Origin of the sequence: Xenococcus sp. PCC 7305, assembly GCF_000332055.1 — a bacterium.
GTDB lineage: Bacteria > Cyanobacteriota > Cyanobacteriia > Cyanobacteriales > Xenococcaceae > Xenococcus.
This window is the reverse complement of the sequence record NZ_ALVZ01000215.1, coordinates 32,021-54,350: the sequence shown is the minus strand read 5'-3', so window position 1 is coordinate 54,350 and position 22,330 is coordinate 32,021. Positions and strand designations below refer to the sequence as shown.

The 22,330-nt window shown below is 38.6% G+C and carries 21 protein-coding genes and 1 tRNA gene; 18 read left to right on the top strand and 4 right to left on the bottom strand.

Annotated features, from left to right (window positions below):
- Positions 1 to 4: 4 nt before the first annotated feature.
- Positions 5 to 982 (bottom strand): hypothetical protein, encoded by a 978-nt coding sequence (locus XEN7305_RS18765; RefSeq protein WP_006511072.1) that lies wholly within the window; start codon positions 980 to 982, stop codon positions 5 to 7.
- Positions 983 to 1,422: 440 nt separating this feature from the next.
- Between XEN7305_RS18765 and XEN7305_RS18760 the strand changes: the two genes are divergently transcribed.
- The 4 genes from XEN7305_RS18760 to XEN7305_RS18745 all read left to right on the top strand — a co-directional run bounded on the left by XEN7305_RS18760 (position 1,423) and on the right by XEN7305_RS18745 (position 4,817).
- Entirely contained in the window at positions 1,423 to 1,989 is a 567-nt protein-coding gene (locus XEN7305_RS18760) for a hypothetical protein (protein ID WP_006511071.1), read from the top strand.
- Positions 1,990 to 1,998: 9 nt separating this feature from the next.
- Positions 1,999 to 2,883 carry a cyanoexosortase A gene (gene crtA, locus XEN7305_RS18755; protein WP_006511070.1) on the top strand — a complete coding sequence of 295 codons (885 nt, stop codon included), beginning with the start codon at positions 1,999 to 2,001 and terminating at the stop codon, positions 2,881 to 2,883.
- Positions 2,884 to 2,900: 17 nt separating this feature from the next.
- Positions 2,901 to 3,608: a cyanoexosortase A system-associated protein gene (locus XEN7305_RS18750; protein WP_006511069.1), complete on the top strand. Its 708-nt coding sequence runs from the start codon at positions 2,901 to 2,903 to the stop codon at positions 3,606 to 3,608.
- 264 nt (positions 3,609 to 3,872) lie between these two features.
- On the top strand, positions 3,873 to 4,817 hold the full coding sequence (locus XEN7305_RS18745; protein WP_006511068.1) for a DUF4922 domain-containing protein: 945 nt from the start codon (positions 3,873 to 3,875) through the stop codon (positions 4,815 to 4,817).
- 25 nt (positions 4,818 to 4,842) lie between these two features.
- Here XEN7305_RS18745 and sfsA read toward each other — a convergent pair whose 3' ends face one another.
- Both sfsA and XEN7305_RS27830 read right to left on the bottom strand, forming a co-directional pair.
- Complete coding sequence (gene sfsA, locus XEN7305_RS18740; RefSeq protein WP_006511067.1) at positions 4,843 to 5,559, bottom strand: DNA/RNA nuclease SfsA; 717 nt, start codon at positions 5,557 to 5,559, stop codon at positions 4,843 to 4,845.
- Positions 5,560 to 5,657: 98 nt separating this feature from the next.
- Entirely contained in the window at positions 5,658 to 5,753 is a 96-nt protein-coding gene (locus XEN7305_RS27830; RefSeq protein WP_006511066.1) for a cytochrome b6-f complex subunit PetL, read from the bottom strand.
- 195 nt (positions 5,754 to 5,948) lie between these two features.
- Between XEN7305_RS27830 and XEN7305_RS18735 the strand changes: the two genes are divergently transcribed.
- From XEN7305_RS18735 to XEN7305_RS29135, 4 genes are all read left to right on the top strand, one after another.
- Complete coding sequence (locus XEN7305_RS18735; protein ID WP_006511065.1) at positions 5,949 to 6,446, top strand: GAF domain-containing protein; 498 nt, start codon at positions 5,949 to 5,951, stop codon at positions 6,444 to 6,446.
- Between the two features lie 300 nt (positions 6,447 to 6,746).
- Positions 6,747 to 7,676 carry a DUF4007 family protein gene (locus XEN7305_RS18730; protein WP_006511064.1) on the top strand — a complete coding sequence of 310 codons (930 nt, stop codon included), beginning with the start codon at positions 6,747 to 6,749 and terminating at the stop codon, positions 7,674 to 7,676.
- A gap of 11 nt (positions 7,677 to 7,687) precedes the next feature.
- Entirely contained in the window at positions 7,688 to 10,075 is a 2,388-nt protein-coding gene (locus XEN7305_RS18725) for a hypothetical protein (protein ID WP_040898619.1), read from the top strand.
- A 103-nt stretch (positions 10,076 to 10,178) separates the two neighbouring features.
- Positions 10,179 to 10,361, top strand: coding sequence for a hypothetical protein (locus XEN7305_RS29135; RefSeq protein ID WP_158500423.1), 183 nt, complete (start codon positions 10,179 to 10,181; stop codon positions 10,359 to 10,361).
- A gap of 30 nt (positions 10,362 to 10,391) precedes the next feature.
- Here the strand turns inward: XEN7305_RS29135 and XEN7305_RS18715 are convergent, their stop codons facing one another.
- Positions 10,392 to 11,348 (bottom strand): LAGLIDADG endonuclease, encoded by a 957-nt coding sequence (locus XEN7305_RS18715; protein WP_006511062.1) that lies wholly within the window; start codon positions 11,346 to 11,348, stop codon positions 10,392 to 10,394.
- A 99-nt stretch (positions 11,349 to 11,447) separates the two neighbouring features.
- Here XEN7305_RS18715 and XEN7305_RS18710 point away from each other — a divergent pair, with 99 nt between their 5' ends.
- From XEN7305_RS18710 to XEN7305_RS18670, 10 genes are all read left to right on the top strand, one after another.
- A complete protein-coding gene (locus XEN7305_RS18710) occupies positions 11,448 to 12,821 on the top strand; it encodes an HNH endonuclease domain-containing protein (protein ID WP_006511061.1) in 1,374 nt (457 codons plus the stop codon).
- Between the two features lie 10 nt (positions 12,822 to 12,831).
- Complete coding sequence (locus XEN7305_RS18705; protein ID WP_006511060.1) at positions 12,832 to 13,638, top strand: phosphoadenosine phosphosulfate reductase family protein; 807 nt, start codon at positions 12,832 to 12,834, stop codon at positions 13,636 to 13,638.
- Positions 13,639 to 13,731: 93 nt separating this feature from the next.
- On the top strand, positions 13,732 to 14,892 hold the full coding sequence (locus tag XEN7305_RS18700; RefSeq protein WP_006511059.1) for a DNA integrity scanning protein DisA nucleotide-binding domain protein: 1,161 nt from the start codon (positions 13,732 to 13,734) through the stop codon (positions 14,890 to 14,892).
- A gap of 46 nt (positions 14,893 to 14,938) precedes the next feature.
- Complete coding sequence (locus XEN7305_RS18695) at positions 14,939 to 16,714, top strand: ATP-binding protein (RefSeq protein WP_006511058.1); 1,776 nt, start codon at positions 14,939 to 14,941, stop codon at positions 16,712 to 16,714.
- Between the two features lie 6 nt (positions 16,715 to 16,720).
- Positions 16,721 to 16,894, top strand: coding sequence for a hypothetical protein (locus XEN7305_RS29130; RefSeq protein ID WP_158500422.1), 174 nt, complete (start codon positions 16,721 to 16,723; stop codon positions 16,892 to 16,894).
- A 32-nt stretch (positions 16,895 to 16,926) separates the two neighbouring features.
- A complete protein-coding gene (locus tag XEN7305_RS18690; RefSeq protein WP_006511056.1) occupies positions 16,927 to 17,682 on the top strand; it encodes a hypothetical protein in 756 nt (251 codons plus the stop codon).
- 35 nt (positions 17,683 to 17,717) lie between these two features.
- Positions 17,718 to 18,899, top strand: coding sequence for a cysteine desulfurase family protein (locus tag XEN7305_RS18685; protein WP_006511055.1), 1,182 nt, complete (start codon positions 17,718 to 17,720; stop codon positions 18,897 to 18,899).
- Between the two features lie 230 nt (positions 18,900 to 19,129).
- A tRNA-Gly gene (locus XEN7305_RS18680) sits at positions 19,130 to 19,200 on the top strand.
- A gap of 153 nt (positions 19,201 to 19,353) precedes the next feature.
- The gene (locus tag XEN7305_RS18675) at positions 19,354 to 20,736 is read left to right on the top strand and encodes an alkyl/aryl-sulfatase (protein WP_006511054.1); all 1,383 of its coding nucleotides are present in this window, start codon (positions 19,354 to 19,356) and stop codon (positions 20,734 to 20,736) included.
- 120 nt (positions 20,737 to 20,856) lie between these two features.
- Positions 20,857 to 22,326, top strand: coding sequence for a SulP family inorganic anion transporter (locus XEN7305_RS18670; protein WP_006511053.1), 1,470 nt, complete (start codon positions 20,857 to 20,859; stop codon positions 22,324 to 22,326).
- Positions 22,327 to 22,330: the final 4 nt, after the last annotated feature.

The following is a 22,330-nucleotide window of genomic DNA, read 5'->3' as shown; positions in this document are numbered from 1 at the left end:
ATATTTAAAATCCCATTCCCGCCCCAAAAACTAAGCGTGCGCCATCTCCTTCCCCCGCAATATCTCTGACTGCAATGTTCAAAGTCAGAGGAACTCTTCTAAACGGTGAGGCAGAAACACCCATAGCCAAATCGCTGCCTGTCCATTCGACAACAGTGCTCAGGGGTCGAGCAACTCTAAAGGCTAAACTACCTAAGACATCAAACTCGCGATCGCTATCATTGTTAAATTCGCTATTACTGAATCCTACAGTGGCAGCTATTCGGCTAAAAGGAGAATTAAGCTTTTCTCTGGTACGAAAAATTTTAGAAGTTACAAGATAAAAAGAATTCTCGAAGTCATTCTCATCTCCAAGATTGAGAAATCCATTCCAGCCAGCAGCTACACCCCAGGCCCCAGGAAATTGCCGATGCATTTTGGCATTGAAACCACCCGTCCCAAAATCCCGATTATTCCCGAAACTCCCCATTGTATAAGATAGTTCCAGTCCCACAGCCTTCTTGGCATTGCCTAAACCAACACCGAAATTTGCGACTCCATCTTCATCATCATCATTGCCAAATCGAGTGTCTGATTGGTACCCAAACCCAGCAAAGAAAGCACCTCCATCTGCACCAAAACCATAGGGATTGCCAATAGTCATTCCTGGCGCCCCTCTATTAGGGGAAAAGTTGGTGCTTTCAAGATTTTGTAATTGAAAGATTACGTCTTGGGCTTTTTCGGTATCAATAGAGTCGGATTCGCTCCAAGAATTATCAGCCAGATTAGCTTCTTTGATAGGACTTGGATCTTCTACTTGAGCAATAATCGTTTTGAGCTTTGCTGCTTCTGTTATCCACTGCTGTTGAAATAACAAATCTGCCTTTCGGGAAATGGAGAAAAATTCAGTATTTTTGACCATTGGATCTTCTAAAGCTGTTGCAGCCAAACTTGTCAGCGGCAGAAGAATAGCAGTGCAGCATATTGATGTTAGTATGCGCATAAGTTTATTTAGATATTGTCTTACTTCGTGATTGCCACTTTTTGCGATAAAGATAGGTTATTTGGGCTTATATTTAGGTTTTATTTAAATTCAGATTTTTATGAATTAGCATTTGCAAGTTTATATTACTTTTGCTGTTATACTCCCAATCACTTTCAGCCTCAACTACTAGTAGCTAATTTCGTTATTTATACGGATAAAAATACTTGTCTATCTGTTATCTCTCATGAATTTACAAGATTTTTGTAGTGCTTTTACTTACTTGAAATTAGTATTTTTGGCATAAAGGATGATTTTTTTAACCCTTATACTCATTTTTAGGGAGGTTATTACGGATAATCAATTTTTTAAATAGATTAAAGCTAATTTCTAATGTATAAGATATCTTGGTTCAAGAAATCAATTAATGCATTTATTCTGTCGCCAACTGTAGTAAAAAAATGAAACTCTTAGCGAATGGCAGTTTGGCGTTAAGCCTATTGCTTCTAGAGTTATTACAAGCTCCTGCCAAAGGCTTTCCCCTCAAAGCTTTCGCCGATTTTGAGGGCAGTAATACCTTTCAATTCGCGGCAACCCAAAGGTTTGATCCAATAACAATAGATGGAGCAGATGTGCAAAGATCAATTCAATTAAATGTCTTGGCGTTGAATCTAGGAACAGGAGATGGCGATATAGAATTTAATTTTGAGTTTAAAGACACAAATGATAATGTGGCGACTATTACTCAAATGCTGACGGCCAATATAGATTCTCCCAAATCACTTTTTTTTGCCTACCGGGATCGAGTTGAATCGACTAGTGATGCTGGTGGGGATATAAACCTTGCCAATGTTGATTACATCCTCTTTTATACTTCAGATGAAAATGTAGGTGATGATTTTACGTTTGACCTTTTGCAGACTTCACAAACCATTCCTTTTAAATTTAGTCCTGGATTAAGCATGATCATAGTTAGTGGTTTTCTGGAATCGAATCTTTTAAAGAAAAGAATAAATAAATCCTCTTAGGTATTTGCCATGATAAATAATAACCTAGTATTTTACAGAGAAATTGCCAAAAAAAATGGCTTTTGGTTGTGGACAATATTACTTTTCCTAGGTGTTTTTTATCTTAATTTAGTTTGGAAAGCCCTGGGCAACATAGATGATTTAATTACTAATATTTTGTTTTATGGAGCTGTTTTAGGACTAATCTGGCGACGTAGGGACAGAATCAATCTCAACAGTAATTTTTTTGCTAGTTTTCTTGGCTTGAGTTTACTGGTTGTTATTGTTATTAAAACCTTATCTTTGTTTAGTTTTGAGTCTAATTTATTATCTTTGGTTCCTTTTTGTGCAGGTCTTGGTGTTGCATTAATTGCTTCTGGCTTGAGAGGGTTGAGGCAATATGGTCAAGAATTATTTTTCGCTTGGTTTTTATTTTTTCCGACAGGTCTTATTGGCAATTTTATTGACAATATAGTAAAAATTACAGTTCTTAATGCCAAGTTCGCCACCTATTGTCTTTACTATTTGGGTTTTAATGTTATTAATCGAGGAAACGAAGTAATATTATCACTTCCGAGTCTTGGTAACTATAAGGCGATCGTCGATTATTCCTGTGCTGGGATGCCGATGATACTTTTGATGTTGAAGTTGTCTTTATTGCTCGTTAGTTTTTTTCCTGTGGCGAAATCTCAATGTTTTTCTATTCCTATGGTTTCTATTGTTATTGGTTTTGTCTTGGGGGTTGTTCGAGTTTGTATTTTGACTTTGGCAATTCCAGAACAAGCGACCTTTGATTATTGGCATGGTACGGAAGGTTCCCAGATTTTTTCTACTGCGGCAATTATGATTTTTGCGGCTTTTGCCTATTGGATGTTAAATCGAGATGGTTTGTTAGATTCGTCTCATGCAACATGATGTGAATATCTGGAATTATGTCTAATAACAGCAGGTTGCGTCGTGGCTTTCTCTCAACTATCAGTATAGGTTTTGCGTTGGTAACAGTTTATGCGATCGCGAATCCCCATGTTGGCAATCGTCGAGTTGCCGATTTTGTTTTTCCTGAGGAGATTCCCCTCACGAATTGGCAAGCCCTATCTAGCGAGTCTTTGGCGATAACAGCGCAACCAGATGAAAATGGCGAAGTTATCAAGGCGGCAAAACGATATTTTTATCAGCAAGATGATTTAAATCTGGTGTTGGAAATTCGCTATCTTGTGGGCACTAGGGGTAATATCCCAGGCTTATTACCCGAATATTTAGAGTTTGATCCCGCAATAATGACAACTCAAAAGGTCAAAAAAATTTCTCAAGTTGGTTCTTATTTATTAGTTCAAGAAAACACCAGCGATCAGCAGTTAGGAAATATCAATCATTTGAGCAGTTGCCTCACTTCTTTGGGCTATAGTATTGCTGAGCAAAAAGAGTTTTCCCTATTGCTAAATCAGGTTCAGCTGACTCCTGAATTATTTTGGGATTGGTTGTGGGGCCAGGACAGCCTTAGAGACCGTCGTTGTTTATGGATTCATCTTTCTCTTACAAATCACAAAAATAAATCAGATAGTAATGGGGATTTGCAACAGGTTTGGCTTGAGTTACATCGCTGGGGAAAACTTAATTTCCCCAAACTTTCAAAAGGCTAAGTCCATAAGGATAGCCCGAATCGAATTATCGGGCTTCGCCCTTGAAGGCAGACGGCAGACGGCAGACGGCAGAAGGTTTAAATCTACTTCTTCCTTCCTGCTTTGGGTTAAGACCTCTTCCTTTAGGAAAAAACGGGGTTCAGGAGGGAGCAAAACCTCTTCTAAACAAAAGAACTTCTGCCTTCTGCCTTCATTCTTCTGCCTTCGTTTATTGTCGTTCCTTTGATAGGATTATTATTTGGAGTGTATTTTTAAAGGATATTTATGGTGAGAGAACTCAGTCAGAAATCAGAAACATTGCTACTGAAACCAGGAAGATTATGGAATCAAGCGATCGCAAAGACTGAGTATGCTCGTCAAACTGGGGACCTCAAATCAATAGAAACTGAATATCAACTCATTGAACAAGATAACATCTCTTTTGTCATTCGCAGTTTATCAAATATCACCCGTAAAGAAGAAGCTAAAGCTCAACAAAAACTTCAGGAAGTAAAAACCGGAAAATATATTGATCCTTTTCTGCCCTACAATCCAAATTTATTTGTTTGTGATATTTCTGCTAGTCATTTATGTTTGCTAAATAAATTTAATATCGTAGACGGTCATTTACTGATCGTAACTCGCGACTTTGAAGAACAAGAAAATCTCTTGAATATTCATGATTTTGCTGCTTTATGGTCATGCATGAAAGAGATTGATGGCCTGGCATTTTATAATGGAGGCCCTGCTGCCGGCTCATCTCAAAGACATAAGCATTTGCAATTACTTCCTCTACCGCTGATCCCAGACTTGGCTTGTCTGCCGATTCAACCTGCGATTGATCAAGTGAGATTCCAAAATTCTTTGGGCATAATACCCAGTTTTCCCTTTATTAATGCGATCGCATCCTATGATTTTACCAAGATTGATAATCCTTTCACAGTAGGAAAATTAATGTTGGACTGTTATTATTCTTTATTGGAAAAAGTCGGTCTTAATTTACTTGATAATAGTCCGCAACAGCCCGCAGCTTATAATTTTTTGGCTACAAGAAAATGGATGATGGTTATTCCTCGATCGCGAGATTCTTTTGACTCAATTGCCATTAATTCTTTAGGATTTGCGGGCTCTTTATTTGTCAGAGATCAAACCGGTCTAGAATTGTTAAAAGAACAAACTCCTCTTAACGTGTTAAGCTCAGTTGCCTACTCGAAACTAATTGAAAATTGAAAATCATTGAGGTTTGATCTTAAACTTATAAGACACAATCCATTGGCCCCAAATATTTGATGCCAACAGGTGTAGTTTCGAAACTATAGGGTAGGACTTTTACCCCAGCAGCTACAGCTTTTCGCAATAAGATGCCATATTCCGGGTCAAAATTGTCCCCAGGGGCAAAGCTAGAACAGTCACTACGATTAATAAAATAAAGCATCACGGCTTGAGCTTTGGGGATTAATGCGGTTAATTCCCTGAGATGTTTTTGCCCGCGAGTGGTTACAGTATCAGGGAATAGAGCCCTTTTCCCGGCAGTAAGAGTAACATTTTTGACTTCTAGGTAAATTGGTAATTGATCATCTTCCCCTGTCAACAAAAAATCTATGCGGCTTTTCTTGTCCTGACCATAGGGAACTTCTGATCGCACTTTTTTATAGTGAGATGCTAACTCGGGAAATATTTTTCGCTCCAAAGCGGTCTTAATAACTTTATTCGGTAACCCTGTATTTACTCCCACCCACACATCATTTATCTTGATCATCTCCCAGGTATAAGCAAGTTTTCGTTTAGGATTATTGCTAGGAGAAATTTGCACCAGATTACCTGGAATGTAGATTTCCTTCATCGGGCCCGTATTCGGACAATGGGCTGTTACGATCTCTCCATTCTCAAGTTCAATATCGGCAAAAAATCTTTTGTATCGCTTAACTAATTTGCCAGATAGGAGTGGGGGATATTGATATAAATAGTCCACTAAATGTTGTGTTGATATTTTATTAAAAGCTTAATATATTCAAGATAAAACAAAAATGGTTAGACCAGAAAATCTAACCTGTCAAACCGATAAAAACACTAAATTAATTTGATAGCACGGAAACCAAAGTATAAGCCAAGAGCAAGTCCAGTAAATCCGCCAATTATGGCTACGAAAGCAATAACGCCACCCATTTTAGAGTTCTCCCCAATGAATATTAAAATTTTTTTTACTAGAAGTCATTCTACCTGATTTTAGGATTTTGCTCGTCAAATTCAGAGCTAATCTTAAAACATTACAAAATAGTCCTAAGTAAATACACTTGTCTGGTAAACATATAGAATTGAATTACTCACTATTGCTCAGATAATCGCTAGTTATACCTTGTTATGTCAGATACTGGTCTCAAGCAAGTTTTAAGCCGTCTTTCTCAAAACCTTGTTCGAGATAACATTGTTCAAGAAGTTAGCCGCTCTCTCAGAAATTATCTAGGAGTAGATCGTGTGGTTCTTTACTATTTTTATCAACAATGGGAAGGACAAGTAACTTTTGAAGCCCTGAGTGCTCCTGAGTATTCACTTTTTGGCTCTAAAGGCCCAGATGATTGCTTCAATGGGGAATATGCCGCTTTGTACCAAGCAGGAAGAGTTTCTGCAATAGAAGATATTGAGACCGCAGAAATTGCAGAATGTCATCGCGATTTCTTACGCAAACTTAGAGTAAGAGCCAACTTAGTAGTTCCTGTTTTGCCCCCCCGCGGACTGTGGGGACTTTTAGTTGCCCATCACTGTGAGCAGGCTCGCAGTTGGTCACAAGAGGATATTGAACAGATGCAACAAGGGGCCAGAAAATTAGCTGAAGCAGAATCCATCATGACCGTCTCCTAAACAAGTTATATTTCAACTGGAAATTATTATTTCTCCAACGCAGGCTTGAACTTTTATTTTCTTTTCTGCCACATTTTTGCCTGCTGGTTTATATTTTATAATCAGCATCTTATACCAATTTAAAATCAGAATACGACACTTGATTCTACAAAAGTTATTGCCCAATTGCTTTCTCACCGTGATTTGTAGTGACCGTAATTTAATTTGGCATTACTTACAGTCTGTTAATTAAGTATGTAATTTGGGTTTTAAAACTTCATCATCGTATATATTACACTTTGGGCCTTCTATATATTATTCATGAAACAGCTAACCATTTCTGGTACAAAACAAGATTTTATTCAGACTAATCTAGTAGAACCTATTTTTGCTCGCCATGAAACTTTTCATCTAAGATTTGGCTGGCTAAAGAAAGGGTTTGACCTTGTAGCCAAAGACTCAGGTATTTTTCAGAGTGAAGATGCGCCGATTCGTTTAGGAGTCGGGAAAAATATGGTACGCTCTATTCGATACTGGTGTAAAACTTTCAAAGTTTTGGGAGAAGATCGTTCTAGTGAGTTTGGACATCAGCTTTTTGCCGATGGTGGTTGGGATTCGTTTCTTGAAGATCCAGCCTCTCTGTGGTTATTGCATTGGAATCTGCTGAAACCTACTTGTAAAGCCGCTGCTTGGTATTTTACGTTCTTTGAATTTAAGAAAGTTGAGTTCACTACCGATGAATTACTCCATGAATTGAATGAGTGGCAACATACTTTCAAAAAGCAAGTAGTTGAATCTTCCCTAAAAAAAGATATTTCCTGTATTTTGCGGATGTATGGTTCGGAAGAAAGAAATACTAGTTTCTTAGAGGATTCAATTGACAGTCCTTTTCAGCAGTTAGGACTTATTCAAAATTTGGGAGGTAAATATAGTTTTAAAACTGGAGCAAAAGCCAATTTACCTGCGGCAATTGTGGTGGCTGCTTGTTTGGAATATGCAAGTTGGATGAGTGGAACTGCTAAAACGATCGCTATATCTCGTCTGGTTTACGATTCTGGCAGTCCCGGTATGGCTTTCAAGCTTTCGGAGAACGTTCTTTGTGAGGCGATTGAAAAAGTAGTTCGCAGTCACAATGAATTAGATCTTTCTGATACGGCTGGATTGATTCAATTTTCTTTTAAAAGCGATCCAAAACAGTTAGCAGAAGATATTCTAAATGAGTATTATCAGTTCAGACGCACAGGAGAATAATAATGGCAAATATGGCTAATACACTTGCTGATGTTTTTAGTGTCAAACGTCGCTATTCTCGTTCTGTCAATTTGGAAAGGGATTTAGAACAACCTAATGCTTTAGAAGGTTATATTCTGACAGAAAGATCAGTGGATGCCCTCAGACGAGTTTTATCTGGAATCAAAGAGGGAACGAGTAATTCTTGGACTCTAACTAGTGTTTATGGAACGGGTAAATCTGCCTTTGCTCATTACTTAGCTTCTTTATCTGCTCCTCCCAAAAGTAAAATGAGATCGCTTTCCTGGGAAATGACTCAAACAGCTTTAGGTGTTGAAAGTGATGAGTATCAGGCTTTAGAATCATCCATTCCCAAACAAGGTTATTTTCGAGCAGTTGCAGTAGCGCAAAGAGAGCCAATTAGCAACACTATTATTCGGGCTTTACTTCGGGGTACAGAAACATTTTGGACTACTACACAACGGAAGAAGATTGACGCAGTATCTAAATTACAGCAGCTAGCAGCAGGAATAGAGCAAGGCAACAAAATTGATGGTAAGGAAATTCCCACCTTAGTGAAAGAACTAGCCAAAGCTTCTAAAACAGGAATTTTCCTAATTATTGATGAATTAGGCAAAAACTTAGAATATGCTGCTAGCGATCGCGGTGCTGAAGATTTATATCTCTTACAACAACTAGCAGAACTTCCCAGAGACGACAAACATCCTATTTATATTCTGGGAATTCTGCACCAGGCTTTTGCTGATTATAGTCAGAGATTAGCTTCTATTCAGCGTAATGAATGGTCGAAAGTCCAGGGGCGATTTGAAGATATTCCCTTTACCGAATCCGCAGGACAAATGATGCGGTTAATCGGTCGGGCGATCAAGCACACCAGTACGGATTCTCATGCCTGTGCCTTGCAGAATCAAGCTCAAGAATGGTTTACTCGTTTAGATAATATTTTTAAGCGAGAAGAATTGGATGTCGAAGTTTTAGAGCAAGTATATCCCCTACATCCCCTTACAGCCCTGGTTCTACCAACTTTATGTCAACGATTTGCGCAAAACGATCGCTCTTTGTTTACTTTTCTCACTAGCTCCGAACCATATTCTTTTAATAATTATCTAAAAGAAGTTTCGGTTGAAGCAGATAAATTACCCTCTCTCAAGCTAGATCGAGTATATGACTATTTTATTGAAGCAGCAGGAATGGGGTTAGTATCTCGTTCTAATATGCAAAGATGGGTGGAAATTCAGGATTTGATTGCTGATGCCAAATATCTCGATCTAGATATTCTGAGAGTCCTAAAAACTATTGGTATTTTAAATTTAGTAACTTTTACTGGTTTAACCAGAGCTTCCCGCGAATTAGTTAAGTTTGCAATGTGCGATCGCCCTGGCGATACCAAAGAAATTGAATCTTGGGATCGAGTAATTGGCGAGTTACTAGAAAAAGGCTTAATCACCCACCGTCGTCAATTAAACGAACTTCGTATTTGGCAAGGTTCTGACTTCAATGTAGATAACGAGTTAATCCGATATCGAGAGGAGAATCGTGATCCATTATTCAAATTATTGTCATCGATTAGACCTTTGAAACCATTAGTAGCTCAACGTCACAGCTATCAAACAGGTACATTGCGTTATTTTGAACGTTGTTATCTCGATAGTTCTGCTAGTTTGAAGAATTTATTGTGTTCTGCTGCCGAAAGTGATGGACTTATTGGTTACTGGGTTGACGATGAAAAACCAAAATTAGTCCCAAATTTAACTGCTGATAATAAGCCTTTAATAATCCTATGTGCTGCTGAACTAGAATCTTTGCGGATGCAGGCTAGAGAATATGCAGCCTTAAAAAAAATTCAGCAAAACGCTTCTGAATTGCAAACTGATGGTGTTGCTAGAAGAGAAGTACGTTACCGAGTTGCTGAAGCGGAGCAATTACTATATGAGTCCCTTCAAGATTCTTTTGAACTGACAAATGACAAAAACGATTGCTGGATTGAAGGAAAACAGATAAAAATCAAAAATATTACTGAATTTAATTCCCAGCTTTCAGCAGTATGCGATCGCATCTATCATAAGAGTCCAAAAATTTGGAACGAACTAATTAATCGTCGTCAGCTTACCTCCCAAGGAGCTAAAGCCAGACGGGAGTTGATTGAAGCCATAATCGAACATTCCGACCTAGAAAAACTAGGATTAGAAGGATATGGTCCCGAAGTTACCATGTATCATTCTCTTCTTGGAGAAACTAAAATTCACAGAGAGGAAGATGAATTCTGGGATATTTATCCTCCAAAGGAAAAATCGGGAGTATGGACGCTATGGCAAGCTATTGATGAGTTCTGTTTGGCTGCTAAAGATAAGCCCCAAACTTTGGATCGACTTTGTCAAACCCCGGCAAATCCTAGTTAAGAGAGAATTAAAAAATCTAGTTCATAATTTAAGTTGTCAAGCGATCGCCACAGTTAAAGATAAAATAGAGAGAAATGCCATATTAAAATCGCTAAAAAATAACTTGGACAATTCATTAGAACAAGCCAAAATTGAAGCCAGAAGAAAGTTAAACTCCTTGCCACCTAAAGAGGCTCAAGCAATCATCAACAAAGTTCTTGGAGCTGATGAGCTTATGCCCGATATCAGTCAAGAAATAGATTGGGATGACATCCCCATGCCTTCATCTTGGAGTGAAGATGAGTAAAAAGTTTAGTTGCAGTTTTTTTTAATCTGCTCAAAAATCTAATTTATATTCCATCCCAGGAATTGAAAATTTAGCCACTATTTCACTAAATTTCCGTTTTGAATCAGCATTGAGTCGGATAAAAAAATGATTCTTGTTATTTTTTAAAATACTTCCGTGTAGATCGAATCGAGATTCAAGCAATTGAGCTAGAAATTCTACTTCGTTATAGGAATAGGCATGAGTATAAAAACTAACTGCACCACTAGAGCAACCATCATCGCAAAACCAAACAATTAGAGCAAATTCTGTTAGGTATTCAGTTGTCATTTTTCTAGCAATGATTTTTCTATCTGAATACCATTGTGAATGTAGTTCTGTAAGGAATGGATGTACTTTAGTTCGCAACCACCAAGCTTGATATTGTTTACCTGTTTTTGTGTGAGGCGAAGATGTACGCTCTTCAAAAGAACAAGAAAAATATTGACTAATAAACTTATATTTCCATTCCAAATATTTCTGATTGCTACCACCCTCCGCATATCTAGCATTTCGCCGACTAGAACGTTTTTCAAGATGACCATCGCCTATTAGACAACCAGTTAAAAATTCGTATAGCTTTTTGTCTGGCTTCTTCCCATTGTAGTTCAAATAGCGAGATCGCTTTATTGCCTCTTTTCCTCTTTGTGCTTTTATCCGCGAATTAATTACGGGGAGGTCGGGATAAAGTTGTTTGTATTCTTTAGTCGTCAGCCCATGTGTTTTTAGGTGGTTGTAACCAATCATCTCAAATTGTTGTTCGCACACAGCACAAGTTACCAAATCAAAACCTTGCTCTTTTAGTTGTTCGATTCGGTTGCGTTGGCGACGGAGATCCGCTTTGGCAATAGAACGCTTTTTGTAGATGGCCTGACATTCTGGACTTCCACAAGTACGATGACAAGCATGATGTACTGAATTAGGCTCTACTTTTTTAGAACAAACTAGGCAGTGGAATGATTGCGTCATAATTACTCGAACTTATTAAATCTATTGTTATCATAAATGCTAACTTTAAGTTAAAATATTGTTATCTCTAAAGTAAACAAAAGTTATTAAGCCTGAAGTATGGGTAAAGCAGGTCAAGCACTGAGATCGGTATTAGAAAGCTACAAAATAAACCAAAGTACATTAGCAACAGGCTTGGGTGTAGAACGCCCAATTGTTTTCCGTTGGTATCATGAACAGACAGATCCAACAGCGGAAACAGTGGTGCAAATTGTCCAAGCCTTACAAGTAATCAATAAATCTGCTGCCCAAGATTTTGTACAAGCTTATTTAGGCGATTTGGCACGAACAGTTAATACAACGTTCAGTCAAGATTTACCGCCATCAGATCGAGTTAACGTTTCGGTTTTGTCTCAAATCTTTGATAAAACAACTAATTCTTATAAATATCTTTTCTTTTTTTCGCTTTTAGATATTCTCAGAAGAAGAAACTTTGATACTTTATCACCCATTACGTTTCAGGAAATTGTTATCGAGATGCTAGCTAATGCTTGGTATCCGCATAACTATTTTAAATTGTCTTTTGGGATACAAGACCAGATTGCAAATAAACTAGATTCTCTTGAATTAGTAATTAGCGAACCAATATTACAATTTCGAGATTCAGATAAAAAGCAGTTACGAAAAACAATTCAAAGCCAAAGCCTTGATGATATTGTGAAAGATATTGGTAGGTATGTCCCATTTCGTTTGATAAGACCGTTTTTTGCTCGCGAAATTAAAGGAATCAAAGATTATCATGTAAATCCAAGTATATGTAAGTTATCTAATAATAATTTTGAAGAAATCAAACCATTATATTATTTTGATTCGGATTCATATAAAGACTGTACAGCGATTATCTTGCATCAAGACTGGATAGAGTATATTGCTGAAAATTATTCTATTGTTAGAGGCTGGGTGTCTTGGGAATGGTTGAATTATATGCAAGCAAAAAACATTAATATTCCTAATATAGTCAGCAAATTATTTATTCCACATAATAGAGATTCCTTAAGTAAGCAAAGTAAATACTGGAAGCTAATTTTAAATCACCAAAAACTAAAATGTATTTATTCTCAAGTCGAATTAGACAAGGATAAAATTTCATTAGATCATTACTTACCTTGGTCTTTTGTAGCCCACGATCAATTATGGAATTTAATTCCTACAACTCAATCTGTAAATTCTTCTAAGTCCAATAATATTCCTGCCGAAAAGTATTTTCAAGATTTTGTCAAATTACAGCATCAAGGCTTAGTAATTTATGCTCAGAATAATTCAAGAAAAAAATGGCTTAACTGTGTAGAAGATTATGTCGCAGAATTGAAAGTATCTCAACCAGATGATTTACTCGACTTGAATATTATTAGTAATGCTTATATTAAAACAATTAAGCCTTTGACTTCTCTGGCCCAAATTCAAGGTTTTAATCAAAATTGGGTTTACAAGTAAAAATATTCTAATGGCTAAAGTTAATAATAAAGTAAGAAAAGTTTTAGGTATTTCAGGAGGGAAAGATTCTACCGCCTTGGCAATTTTGCTGCATAAGGAAATTCCCGACATGGAATACTTTTTTTGCGACACCCATAAAGAATTACCCGAAACCTACGAATACTTAGACCGTATCAAGGCTCGTTTGGGCATCAAAATAAACTATTTAAGTGAAAAAAGAGGCTTCGATCATTGGTTAGCTCTTCATGATGGTCTGCTACCTTCACCTCAAATGCGGTGGTGTACTATCAAAATGAAAATAAAGCCTTTTGAAGAATTTGTGGGCAATGACGAAGCAATTAGTTATATTGGCATTCGTGCTGATGAAAATCGTGATGGCTATATGTCCACCAAACCCAACATCAAACCCGTATTTCCCTTTAAGGAAAGAGGATTAGTCAAAGCCGATATTATCCGCTTGCTAGAGGATAGTGGCATTGGGCTACCAGACTACTATCGCTGGCGGAGTCGTTCTGGCTGTTTCTTCTGCTTCTTCCAGCGTAAGTACGAATGGGTGATGCTGGCACAAGAACATCCCGATTTATTTGCTAAAGCAATTGAATACGAGCAAAATCATGCTGATGGTCGAACTTATACCTGGACACAAGGAGAAACATTACAAGAACTTTTAGCACGAAAAGATGAAATTATTGCCAATCATGAAAAAGCAATGAACAGGACTAAAAAAGCTGCTCCTAATCGTCCTTTAGCAGAAGCTTTAGAGGCAGTCTTAGATGACGAGGATGATGGTTTGCCCTGTTTAGCTTGTCATTTATAGATTTAATTCAAACTGAAAAAATACAATTTAAAGCAATTTTATAATTACTGAGTTAGTTTGGATCGGCTTTAATTCATTTGTAAAAAATAAATTATGGTTGATCTAAAATTCAAGCACTTGCACGAAGAATTAAATAAAGCAAGAGTGCCAGTAGGAGAATACCAAAATGACAATCAATTTCTTTGCGAAGCAGACTATTTATTGCGCCCACATCAACACGAAGGGCAAGTGATAACTTATGGTTTTGTATCAGTCGAAAATTTAAAAAATGTGCAGAATTTCACACTAGTTTCTTCTGAAGAGATTGCGATTGATAAAGCACGTAGTCTTGCTGATGGTAAAAACATATTTGTTGTTGTTGAAGCCAATCAGTATTCGGGACTCTTGATACTGTCGCAACCTCTAGAAACAGAATATTCTCTAGTAAGCTTTCAAAAAAGTCTTAGTGGAATTGTTGGGATTACCGATTCTAATGGCATTACCCGATTCTTCTCTAAAAATGGTATTGCAATCCACGAACTAAGAAACTGGAGAACTAAACCTAATATTTCTAGCACTGCCAGGATAATTCAACGTTCGGCATCAATGATTAATTACCAAGATCTTTGTAAAATTTTGGAATTCTGTTTTTATTCACTTAGTGCTAATAAAACTGGAGCAACGATAGTCTGGTTTCTTCGCGAACCGAATGCAACTATTTTGGCAGCAGCAAAACCACAAATAGACACTCAGTCTCTACAAATGAATTTGCTAGCCTCTCAAAATCTTTATGCACTTCAATCCATTCTTGAGAGAAACGACGGTGCAGCATTAATGTCACCAGATGGGGAAGTGTTTGGTGTTGGTGCGCATCTTCAACAATCAGAAAAAAGTATACAGCTAATTCAACCTTATTCTGGCACTCGCCATACTTCTGCTCGACGATTTTCTTACGATTGTGCCGAATCAATAATTTTTACGGTATCTAGCGACGGACCCGTATCAATTTTTTCTGATGGATTAAAGGTAACTGAGTTATATATTGATACTAATATCATTGCGGAGAGTTACCGCTCATTGTCATCTGACAGAAACGTTGTTGTTGAGGATTCATGGGAAGTTATTTGTCCCAAGTGTGGAAAAACTTCTATCGTTAATGAAATTTTTATATATGGTTGGAGAGAGCGTGAAACAGAGGAATGTCCTCTTTGTAATACGCAAATTGCTGCCAGTAAATGCTATCAGCTAATTGCGCATTTAGTGAAAAAAATTTGAACTTCAACGAATCAACTAAATTCCAGCACATCTGGCAGTTCAAGCGATGCGAGACAACGGCTATAAAAATGCAGCTTATGCACTTGCCGAACTAATGGATAATTCTATACAAGCTGGTGCTAAAACTGTTGAATTATTGTGCGGAGAGAAAAAACAGCAAGTAGGATCGAGAATGCGATCGCGTATTCATCAAATAGCAGTCCTCGATAACGGTAGTGGAATGGATGCGACAGTGTTGCGTCTAGCTCTCCAGTTTGGCAATGGAACGCATTTGCAAGAAGAAAAACATACGGGAATTGGACGCTTTGGTATGGGTTTGCCCTCTTCATCTGTTTCCCAATGTCAAAGAGTCGAAGTTTGGACTTGGCAGTATGGAGTAGAAAATGCTTTCTATAGCTATCTAGACCTCAATGAAATTAAAACGCAACACATTAACGAAGTTCCCGAACCCCAGCCAAAACCAATTCCTAGTATCTGGCAACAGGTAGGCAAAAATTTCGATCACAGTGGAACATTAGTGGTTTGGTCAGATATTGATCGCTGTATGTGGAAGACGGGCAAAACTATTATTGATAATTCCGAACTCCTCATCGGCAGAATGTACCGCAAATTTCTCGACGCAGGAGAAGTCGCGATCCGAATGTTGGCTTTTGATTTAGAAAATCCAAACACAGTTATTGAAGAAAAATCTGCTAAACCTAATGACCCTGGCTATTTAATGGCAAACACTTCTTGCCCTGCACCCTTTGGTAAACAATCAATGTTTCAACCTTGGGAAGAAGCAGGTCAATATGAAGCCGTTTTTACTATTGATTTTCGTGATCGCCAACACGAAGTCAAAGTCCGTTTTTCCTATGCCAAAGAAGAAGCTCGTCAAGCATCTGGTAACAAAAATCCTGGCGATTTACCTCATGGTAAACACGCAGCAAAAAACATTGGGGTATCGGTGGTACGTGCTGGTAGAGAATTAGATTTAGACCAGTCGTTAGTCATTAAATACGATCCTACCGAACGCTGGTGGGGTATTGAAGTCGAATTCCCTCCTTCTCTTGACGATCTCTTTGGCGTAACCAACAACAAACAATCCGCTCGTAACTTTGCAGAGTTGATTAACATTGATATTGAATCCATGCTTCAAGGTGGCAAAAGCATCGTTCAGTTTAAAGAGGAGTTAAAAGAGGACGAAGATCCCAGAGAACCTTTGTTGGAAATTGCCATCAAAATAAATACTCAATTAAGCACTCTTCGTAAATTAATTAAAGCTCAAAGAAAAGGAACTCGAACCAAAAATAATCGCTGCCCAGGTTCTAGCCCCGAAAAGCAGGCTACCAGAGTCACCGAAAATCGCAAACAAGATGGGTACAAAGGTACAAGCGATAAAGATGAATACCTTCCCGCTTTGGAAAGACAAACAACTATCGAAAAAACCTTAACTGAGGCAGGAGTAACCGAAAATCAGGCCAAGGAATTAGCTGCAACCACTATTTCTGATAATCTAAAATACGTATTTGTCGATGCCGATTTAGATAATCCCGCTTTTTTCTCAGTTAAACCAAAAGGTGGAGCAATTGTTATTACTTTCAATACCAAACATCCAGCCTATGAGAATTTAGTAGAGATTCTAGAAGATGAAGTAGACAACGTAGATACAGAAACATTGCGATCTCGTTTAACTAATTCTCTTAAGGGGCTAAAACTCTTACTTGCGGCTTGGGCACGTTATGAGGACGAGCAACCTAAAGGTAAAAGACGACAAGATACTCAAGATGCTCGTGTTGACTGGGGCAGAATTGCGCGACAATTTTTAGAGCGTGAAGAATAGCTAAAATTGTCTTTAATGTTAGGAACAGAATTATCCAAGCTTTGTGCAGAAGCCCGCAATGAAATATTACTTGTTGCTCCTTTTATCAAAGCTCCTGTGCTTGAGAGACTACTGACAGAAATATCTCTTGATGTTTCTCTAAAGTGTAGTGTATTACCCGTTGGTTTCCCGATGAAATAATAACAGGTGTCAGCGATCTAGAAGTATGGTCTTTGATTAAAAAGCGTCCTAATTCATCTCTATGGTTAAGACCCGATCTACACGCTAAATATTATCGAGCAGATGATTGCTGTTTGGTAGGTTCGGCTAATTTAACAGGTAAAGCTTTGGGTTGGTCAGATTGCGCTAATTTAGAGCTTTTAGTAGCTTTATCAGCCAATGAACCAACGATCAAGAGTTTTGAGATTGAGTTATTAAAAGCTTGTATCCCAGTAACTGAAGATTTATTCGAGCAAATGTCTCTTGCTGTGAAACTATTAGCGGAACAAACTTCTAATTTAGTAGCCAGTAATTCATCAAAATTAGAATTTTTAGAAAGTAACTTAACTACTCAGGATTTAATTAACGTAAATACTTGGTTGCCAACTCTCCGCAATCCAGAAGATTTGTATTTGGCTTATTGCGGACAGACAGAAAAATTAACTTCTGCTTCAAAAATAGCTGCTTCAACTGACTTGCGATCGCTCTCAATTATTCCTAACTTATCTCAAAAGGTATTCAAGGCTTACATCGGGACTCTTTTACTCCAGAAGCCAATTATCCAGAAAGTTGACAGTTTTGTTAAATTTCCACAAAGATTTGGTGCAGTAAGAGATTTCTTAAATTCTCTACCTTGCGCTACTATTCTCTATTTCGATGCCGAACGAGCCTGGCAAACCTTGATGCGCTGGTTACTTTATTTTCTTCCCAATCGTTATGCTTTATCTGTACCCAACTATTCAGAAGTTTTCTATCGAATCAAAACATAAACTTGTTATTTAGCAAAAGATAGAACCCATAAAGTATGAATTCCAAGTCTTCCAATAATTCTCCAATTTATCTCGATTATCATGCTACTACTCCCATCGATCCAAGAGTTGCCGATCTAATGCTGTATTATATGACAACCGCATTTGGCAATGCTAGCAGTACAGACCATATCTACGGCGATGAAGCAGCAAATGCTGTCTCTCAAGCACGCAATCAAGTTGCTAAGTTAGTTGGTGCATCCGCAAGAGAAGTAATTTTTACCTCTGGGGCAACAGAAAGCATTAACTTGGCTATCCAAGGAACTATAATCAAGCATCTTGATAACCCTAATAAACCTCGCATTGCTTTTTCCCCACTCGAACATAAAGCAGTATTAGATACTTGTCAGGAGATCGCGAAGAAAGGATCAGCCGATCTTATTAGTCTTCAGGTCGATTCAAAAGGCAGATTAGACTTAGAATATCTCGAACAAGTCTGCCAACAAGGGCTTTCACTATTATGCGTTATGGCAGCCAACAACGAAATAGGTAATATTTATCCAGTTAAAGAAATTGGTGAAATAGCTCAAAAACACAATATCCCTTTTCTTTGTGATGCCTCCCAAGCAGCAGGCAAAATACCAATCGATTTTGAACAATGGGGAATTACTTATCTAGCAATCTCTGGTCATAAATTCTATGCACCCAAAGGAATAGGAGCGTTAATTGTGAGAAAAGGGCATCATTTAGAACCAATTATTTTTGGTGGTGGGCATCAAAAAGGATTGAGATCGGGAACACTTAATGTTCCTGGGATTGTTGGTTTGGGAGAAGCCTGTCGATTAAGACAGTTAGAAATGGAAAAAGATGAACCAGCGATCGCTATACTACGAGACAAGTTACAAAATTTGCTCCAAGAAAAAATATCTAATCTAGTTGTTAATGGTGATGTAACTTCTAGATTAGCTGGAAACCTTCATCTTGCCATTCCCACAATTCCTAATAGTGCCATCATTGCTAGGATTCGCGATCGCTTAGCTATTTCCACTGGCTCAGCATGTTCTTCTGGAGTTGCTGCTCCCTCTCATGTCTTGCGAGCGATAAATTTACCAGATGAGTTAATCGAAGGATCGCTAAGGATAGGATTAGGAAAATTTACTACTAACCAAGAAATCGATATATCAGCCACAATAATTTCTGATGCAGCCTGCAAAATCAACCTACTGATGAATTCATAATTTTCTTTGGCAAAATTATTAAGGTTTGAAAAATAAGAGAAAATTGCTGTAAATCGAGGGAGTATAAGAAAATAAGACTCAATATCTAGCTCGTATTCAACCATTTGGGGAAATAGTAACTACTTACCTTCTGAAATATTCAAAACTACCAAACTTTTAATCAAAAAAGCTTGACCAAAGTGGCAAATCTCGTTACTATGGCTAGGCCGATAAATAATAAATCAATAAGCGCGGATGTCGTATAGTGGTAATACCTTAGCCTTCCAAGCTAAAGCTAGGGGTTCGATTCCCCTCATCCGCTTTTCCAGTTATACCAAAGGTTTCAGTCTACCGAATTCGGTAAGGAATCTAGGGGGCCAGTTTCCTTAAATCAGTGGAGTATGTCGAGCATTGTCCCCTGCGTTAATCATTTATGAATAAGCTGTAATGTCTTTATCTCTGTCTGAATTGCTCAATGAAAAAACGTTCAATCATCAAAACAATTTTTGTTGGTGCTATTAGTGGTTGTGTTGCTTTTATAACGCCCTCAGCTGTCGCACAATTTGAAAGTGGCACAGACGACCTGACTCCTACAGAGTTGTTAGAGCAACATTCTGAGCAGTTTAAGCCGGAAATTATTCAAATCACAGAAAATATCTATACTGCGGTGGGATATGATGGCTCGAATGCAAGCCTAATCGTAGGGGAAACAGGGTCATTTATTGTGGATACCCTACGGGCAACATCCGCTGCCGAAGTTGTTTTAGCCGAGTTTAAGAAAATCACAGATAAGCCAATTGAGGCTATTATTTATACCCATAGTCATGGAGATCATATTGGTGGCGCGAAAGTTTTTGCCCAGGATTTTAACCCAGTAATTTATGCTCGCTCCAACTTTGCCCCAGAGATCCGAGAATCAAGCGTAATTAAAGCTCGGAGAGTACGAGGTGCTAGACAATTTGGCCGTAATTTGTCGGACGATGAAATCATTAACCGAGGGATTGCACCTGCTAGAACGCCCACAGTTGGGGTAGGTGAGGGTTTTCTCCCACCCACTGAAACCTTTGGGGATGAAAAATTAGCGGTGACGATCGCAGGTATTCAAGTGGAGATGGTGGCTGCCCCAGGAGAAACTGATGATCAACTCTATGTATGGCTGCCAGAGCTAGAAGTACTATTTTCTGGCGATAACTTTTACCGAGCATTTCCTAATCTTTATGCTATTCGAGGTACGCCCTACCGGGATGTACAACAATGGGCCAATAGTGTGGCACAAATGAGTCAATTGGGAGCTGATTATCTAGTTCCAGGACATACTCGACCGATTACCGGCGAACCAGAAATTCAAGAAGCGCTTGCAAACTATAGTGCTGCAATTCAAACCGTTTATGAGCAAACGATCGCTGGAATCAACCGTGGCTTGACCCCCGATGAGTTGGTTCAGGAAGTGCAACTGCCCCCAGAACTGGCTAGTCAACCTTATCTAATAGAATTCTATGGTGCAGTACCTTGGGCTGTACGCTCAATCTTTACTGGCTATTTAGGGTGGTTTGATGGCAATCCTGCTAATTTATTTGCTCTGCCACCAGAAGCAGAGGCGCAACGGATGGTTGAATTGGCGGGTGGTTCTGAACTATTTTTGGCAGAGATCAAAACCTCTCTGGATCAGGAAGATTATCAATGGGTGTTGCAACTAGCTGACCATAGTATTCGTCTTGGTGGGGCATCTGCAGTAGAAGCCAAAAAGTTAAAGATACAAGCCTTACGAGCACTGGCCGAACAACAGGTTAATGCACCGGCTCGGAATTATTATTTATCTGTTGCTAATGAACTAGAAGCTGAATTAGAAACCGAATAGAGCGCAATTGGGCTCATCGACAGGCCATTCACTTAATATGAGACAATATATCTTGTTAAAAACACAGTAGTTTGAACAAGAACTGTGTTTGCACTAGACCTGATTAGTTGAGGAGCTAAATTGAACCTAAAATTTGTCCAAAGAGAGTGGTTTTTTAATACTAGACAAGATCTTTTAGCCGGGGCCGTAGTCGGGCTGGCATTGATACCAGAAGCGATCGCCTTTTCGATTATTGCCGGAGTAGATCCGAAAGTAGGACTTTATACCTCATTTATTATTGCTGTTTTGACAGCTTTTTTTGGGGGTAGGCCAGGATCGATTTCGGCTGCGACGGGGGCAATGGCTTTGCTGATGATCGACTTAGTTAAAGACCACGGCTTGCAGTATCTCTTGGCAGCTACTGTTTTAACAGGAGTAATCCAGGTCATATTTGGCATACTGAAGCTAGGGCGTCAAATGAAGTATGTACCTAGAGCGGTAATGATTGGTTATATCAATGCCTTAGCCGTGCTAATTTTCCTGGCCCAGTTGCCCCAACTGACTAACGTCCCAGTTACGGTTTATATCTTAACCATCCTTTCTTTGGCAATTATTTATATTTTGCCTCGCTTTACCCAAGCTGTTCCTTCTCCTTTAGTCGCCTTAGCTGTAATGACCATAGCGGCGATCGCCTTGAAGCTGGAAGTTCCCACCGTAGGAGATATGGGGGAATTGCCCACCGCCCTACCAATATTTGCCTTGCCGAGCGTACCATTTAATCTAGAAACCCTACAGATTATCTTGCCTTACTCTTTGACCATGGCGATCGTGGGTTTATTAGCTTCTTTTCTGACTGCGGCTTTAGTAGATGATCTGACCGATACTCCCAGCGATAAAAATCAAGAAGCCAAAGGACAAGGTATTGCCAATATAGTTACAGCTTTCTTTGGCGGCATGGCAGGTTGTGGCATGATCGGACAATCGGTCATCAACGTGCAATCGGGTGGTCGAGGTAGATTATCCACTCTTGCGGCGGGAGTTTTTCTCTTGTTTGCTATTTTGGGATTGCAAGATTGGGTCAAAGAAATGCCCATGGCAGCATTGGTGGCAGTGATGATTATGGTTTCTATTGGGACATTCAGTTGGTCGTCTTTTAAAAATATGTCCCGTACTCCTCGTACGGAAACCGCGGTGATGCTAACTACGATGTTTGTTATTATCTTCACTCGCAATTTTGCCTTGGGTGTGGCAACAGGAATTGTGATGAGTACAGTGTTCTTTTCCCGTAAGATTGCCCTGTTGGTATTTGTCAATAAGACTTTGAGTGATGATGGTGCTCGCCGTATTTATCAAGTAGCTGGTCAAATTTTCTTTTTGTCGAAAGAAGAGTTTTTAAGGTCTTTTGATTTTAGAGAACTAGTGGAATGTGTCACAATCGATCTAACCCAGGCTCATCTTTGGGATCAAGGAGCAGTAGAAACAGTCGACAAAGTAGTCAGTAAATTCCGCCGTAATGGGGCAGAAGTCGAGGTAGTCGGTTTAAATGAAGCTAGTGCAACTCTATTCAATCGATTGGCAGATAATAAGGAATCCGCAGTTATTGAAAATTAAGACT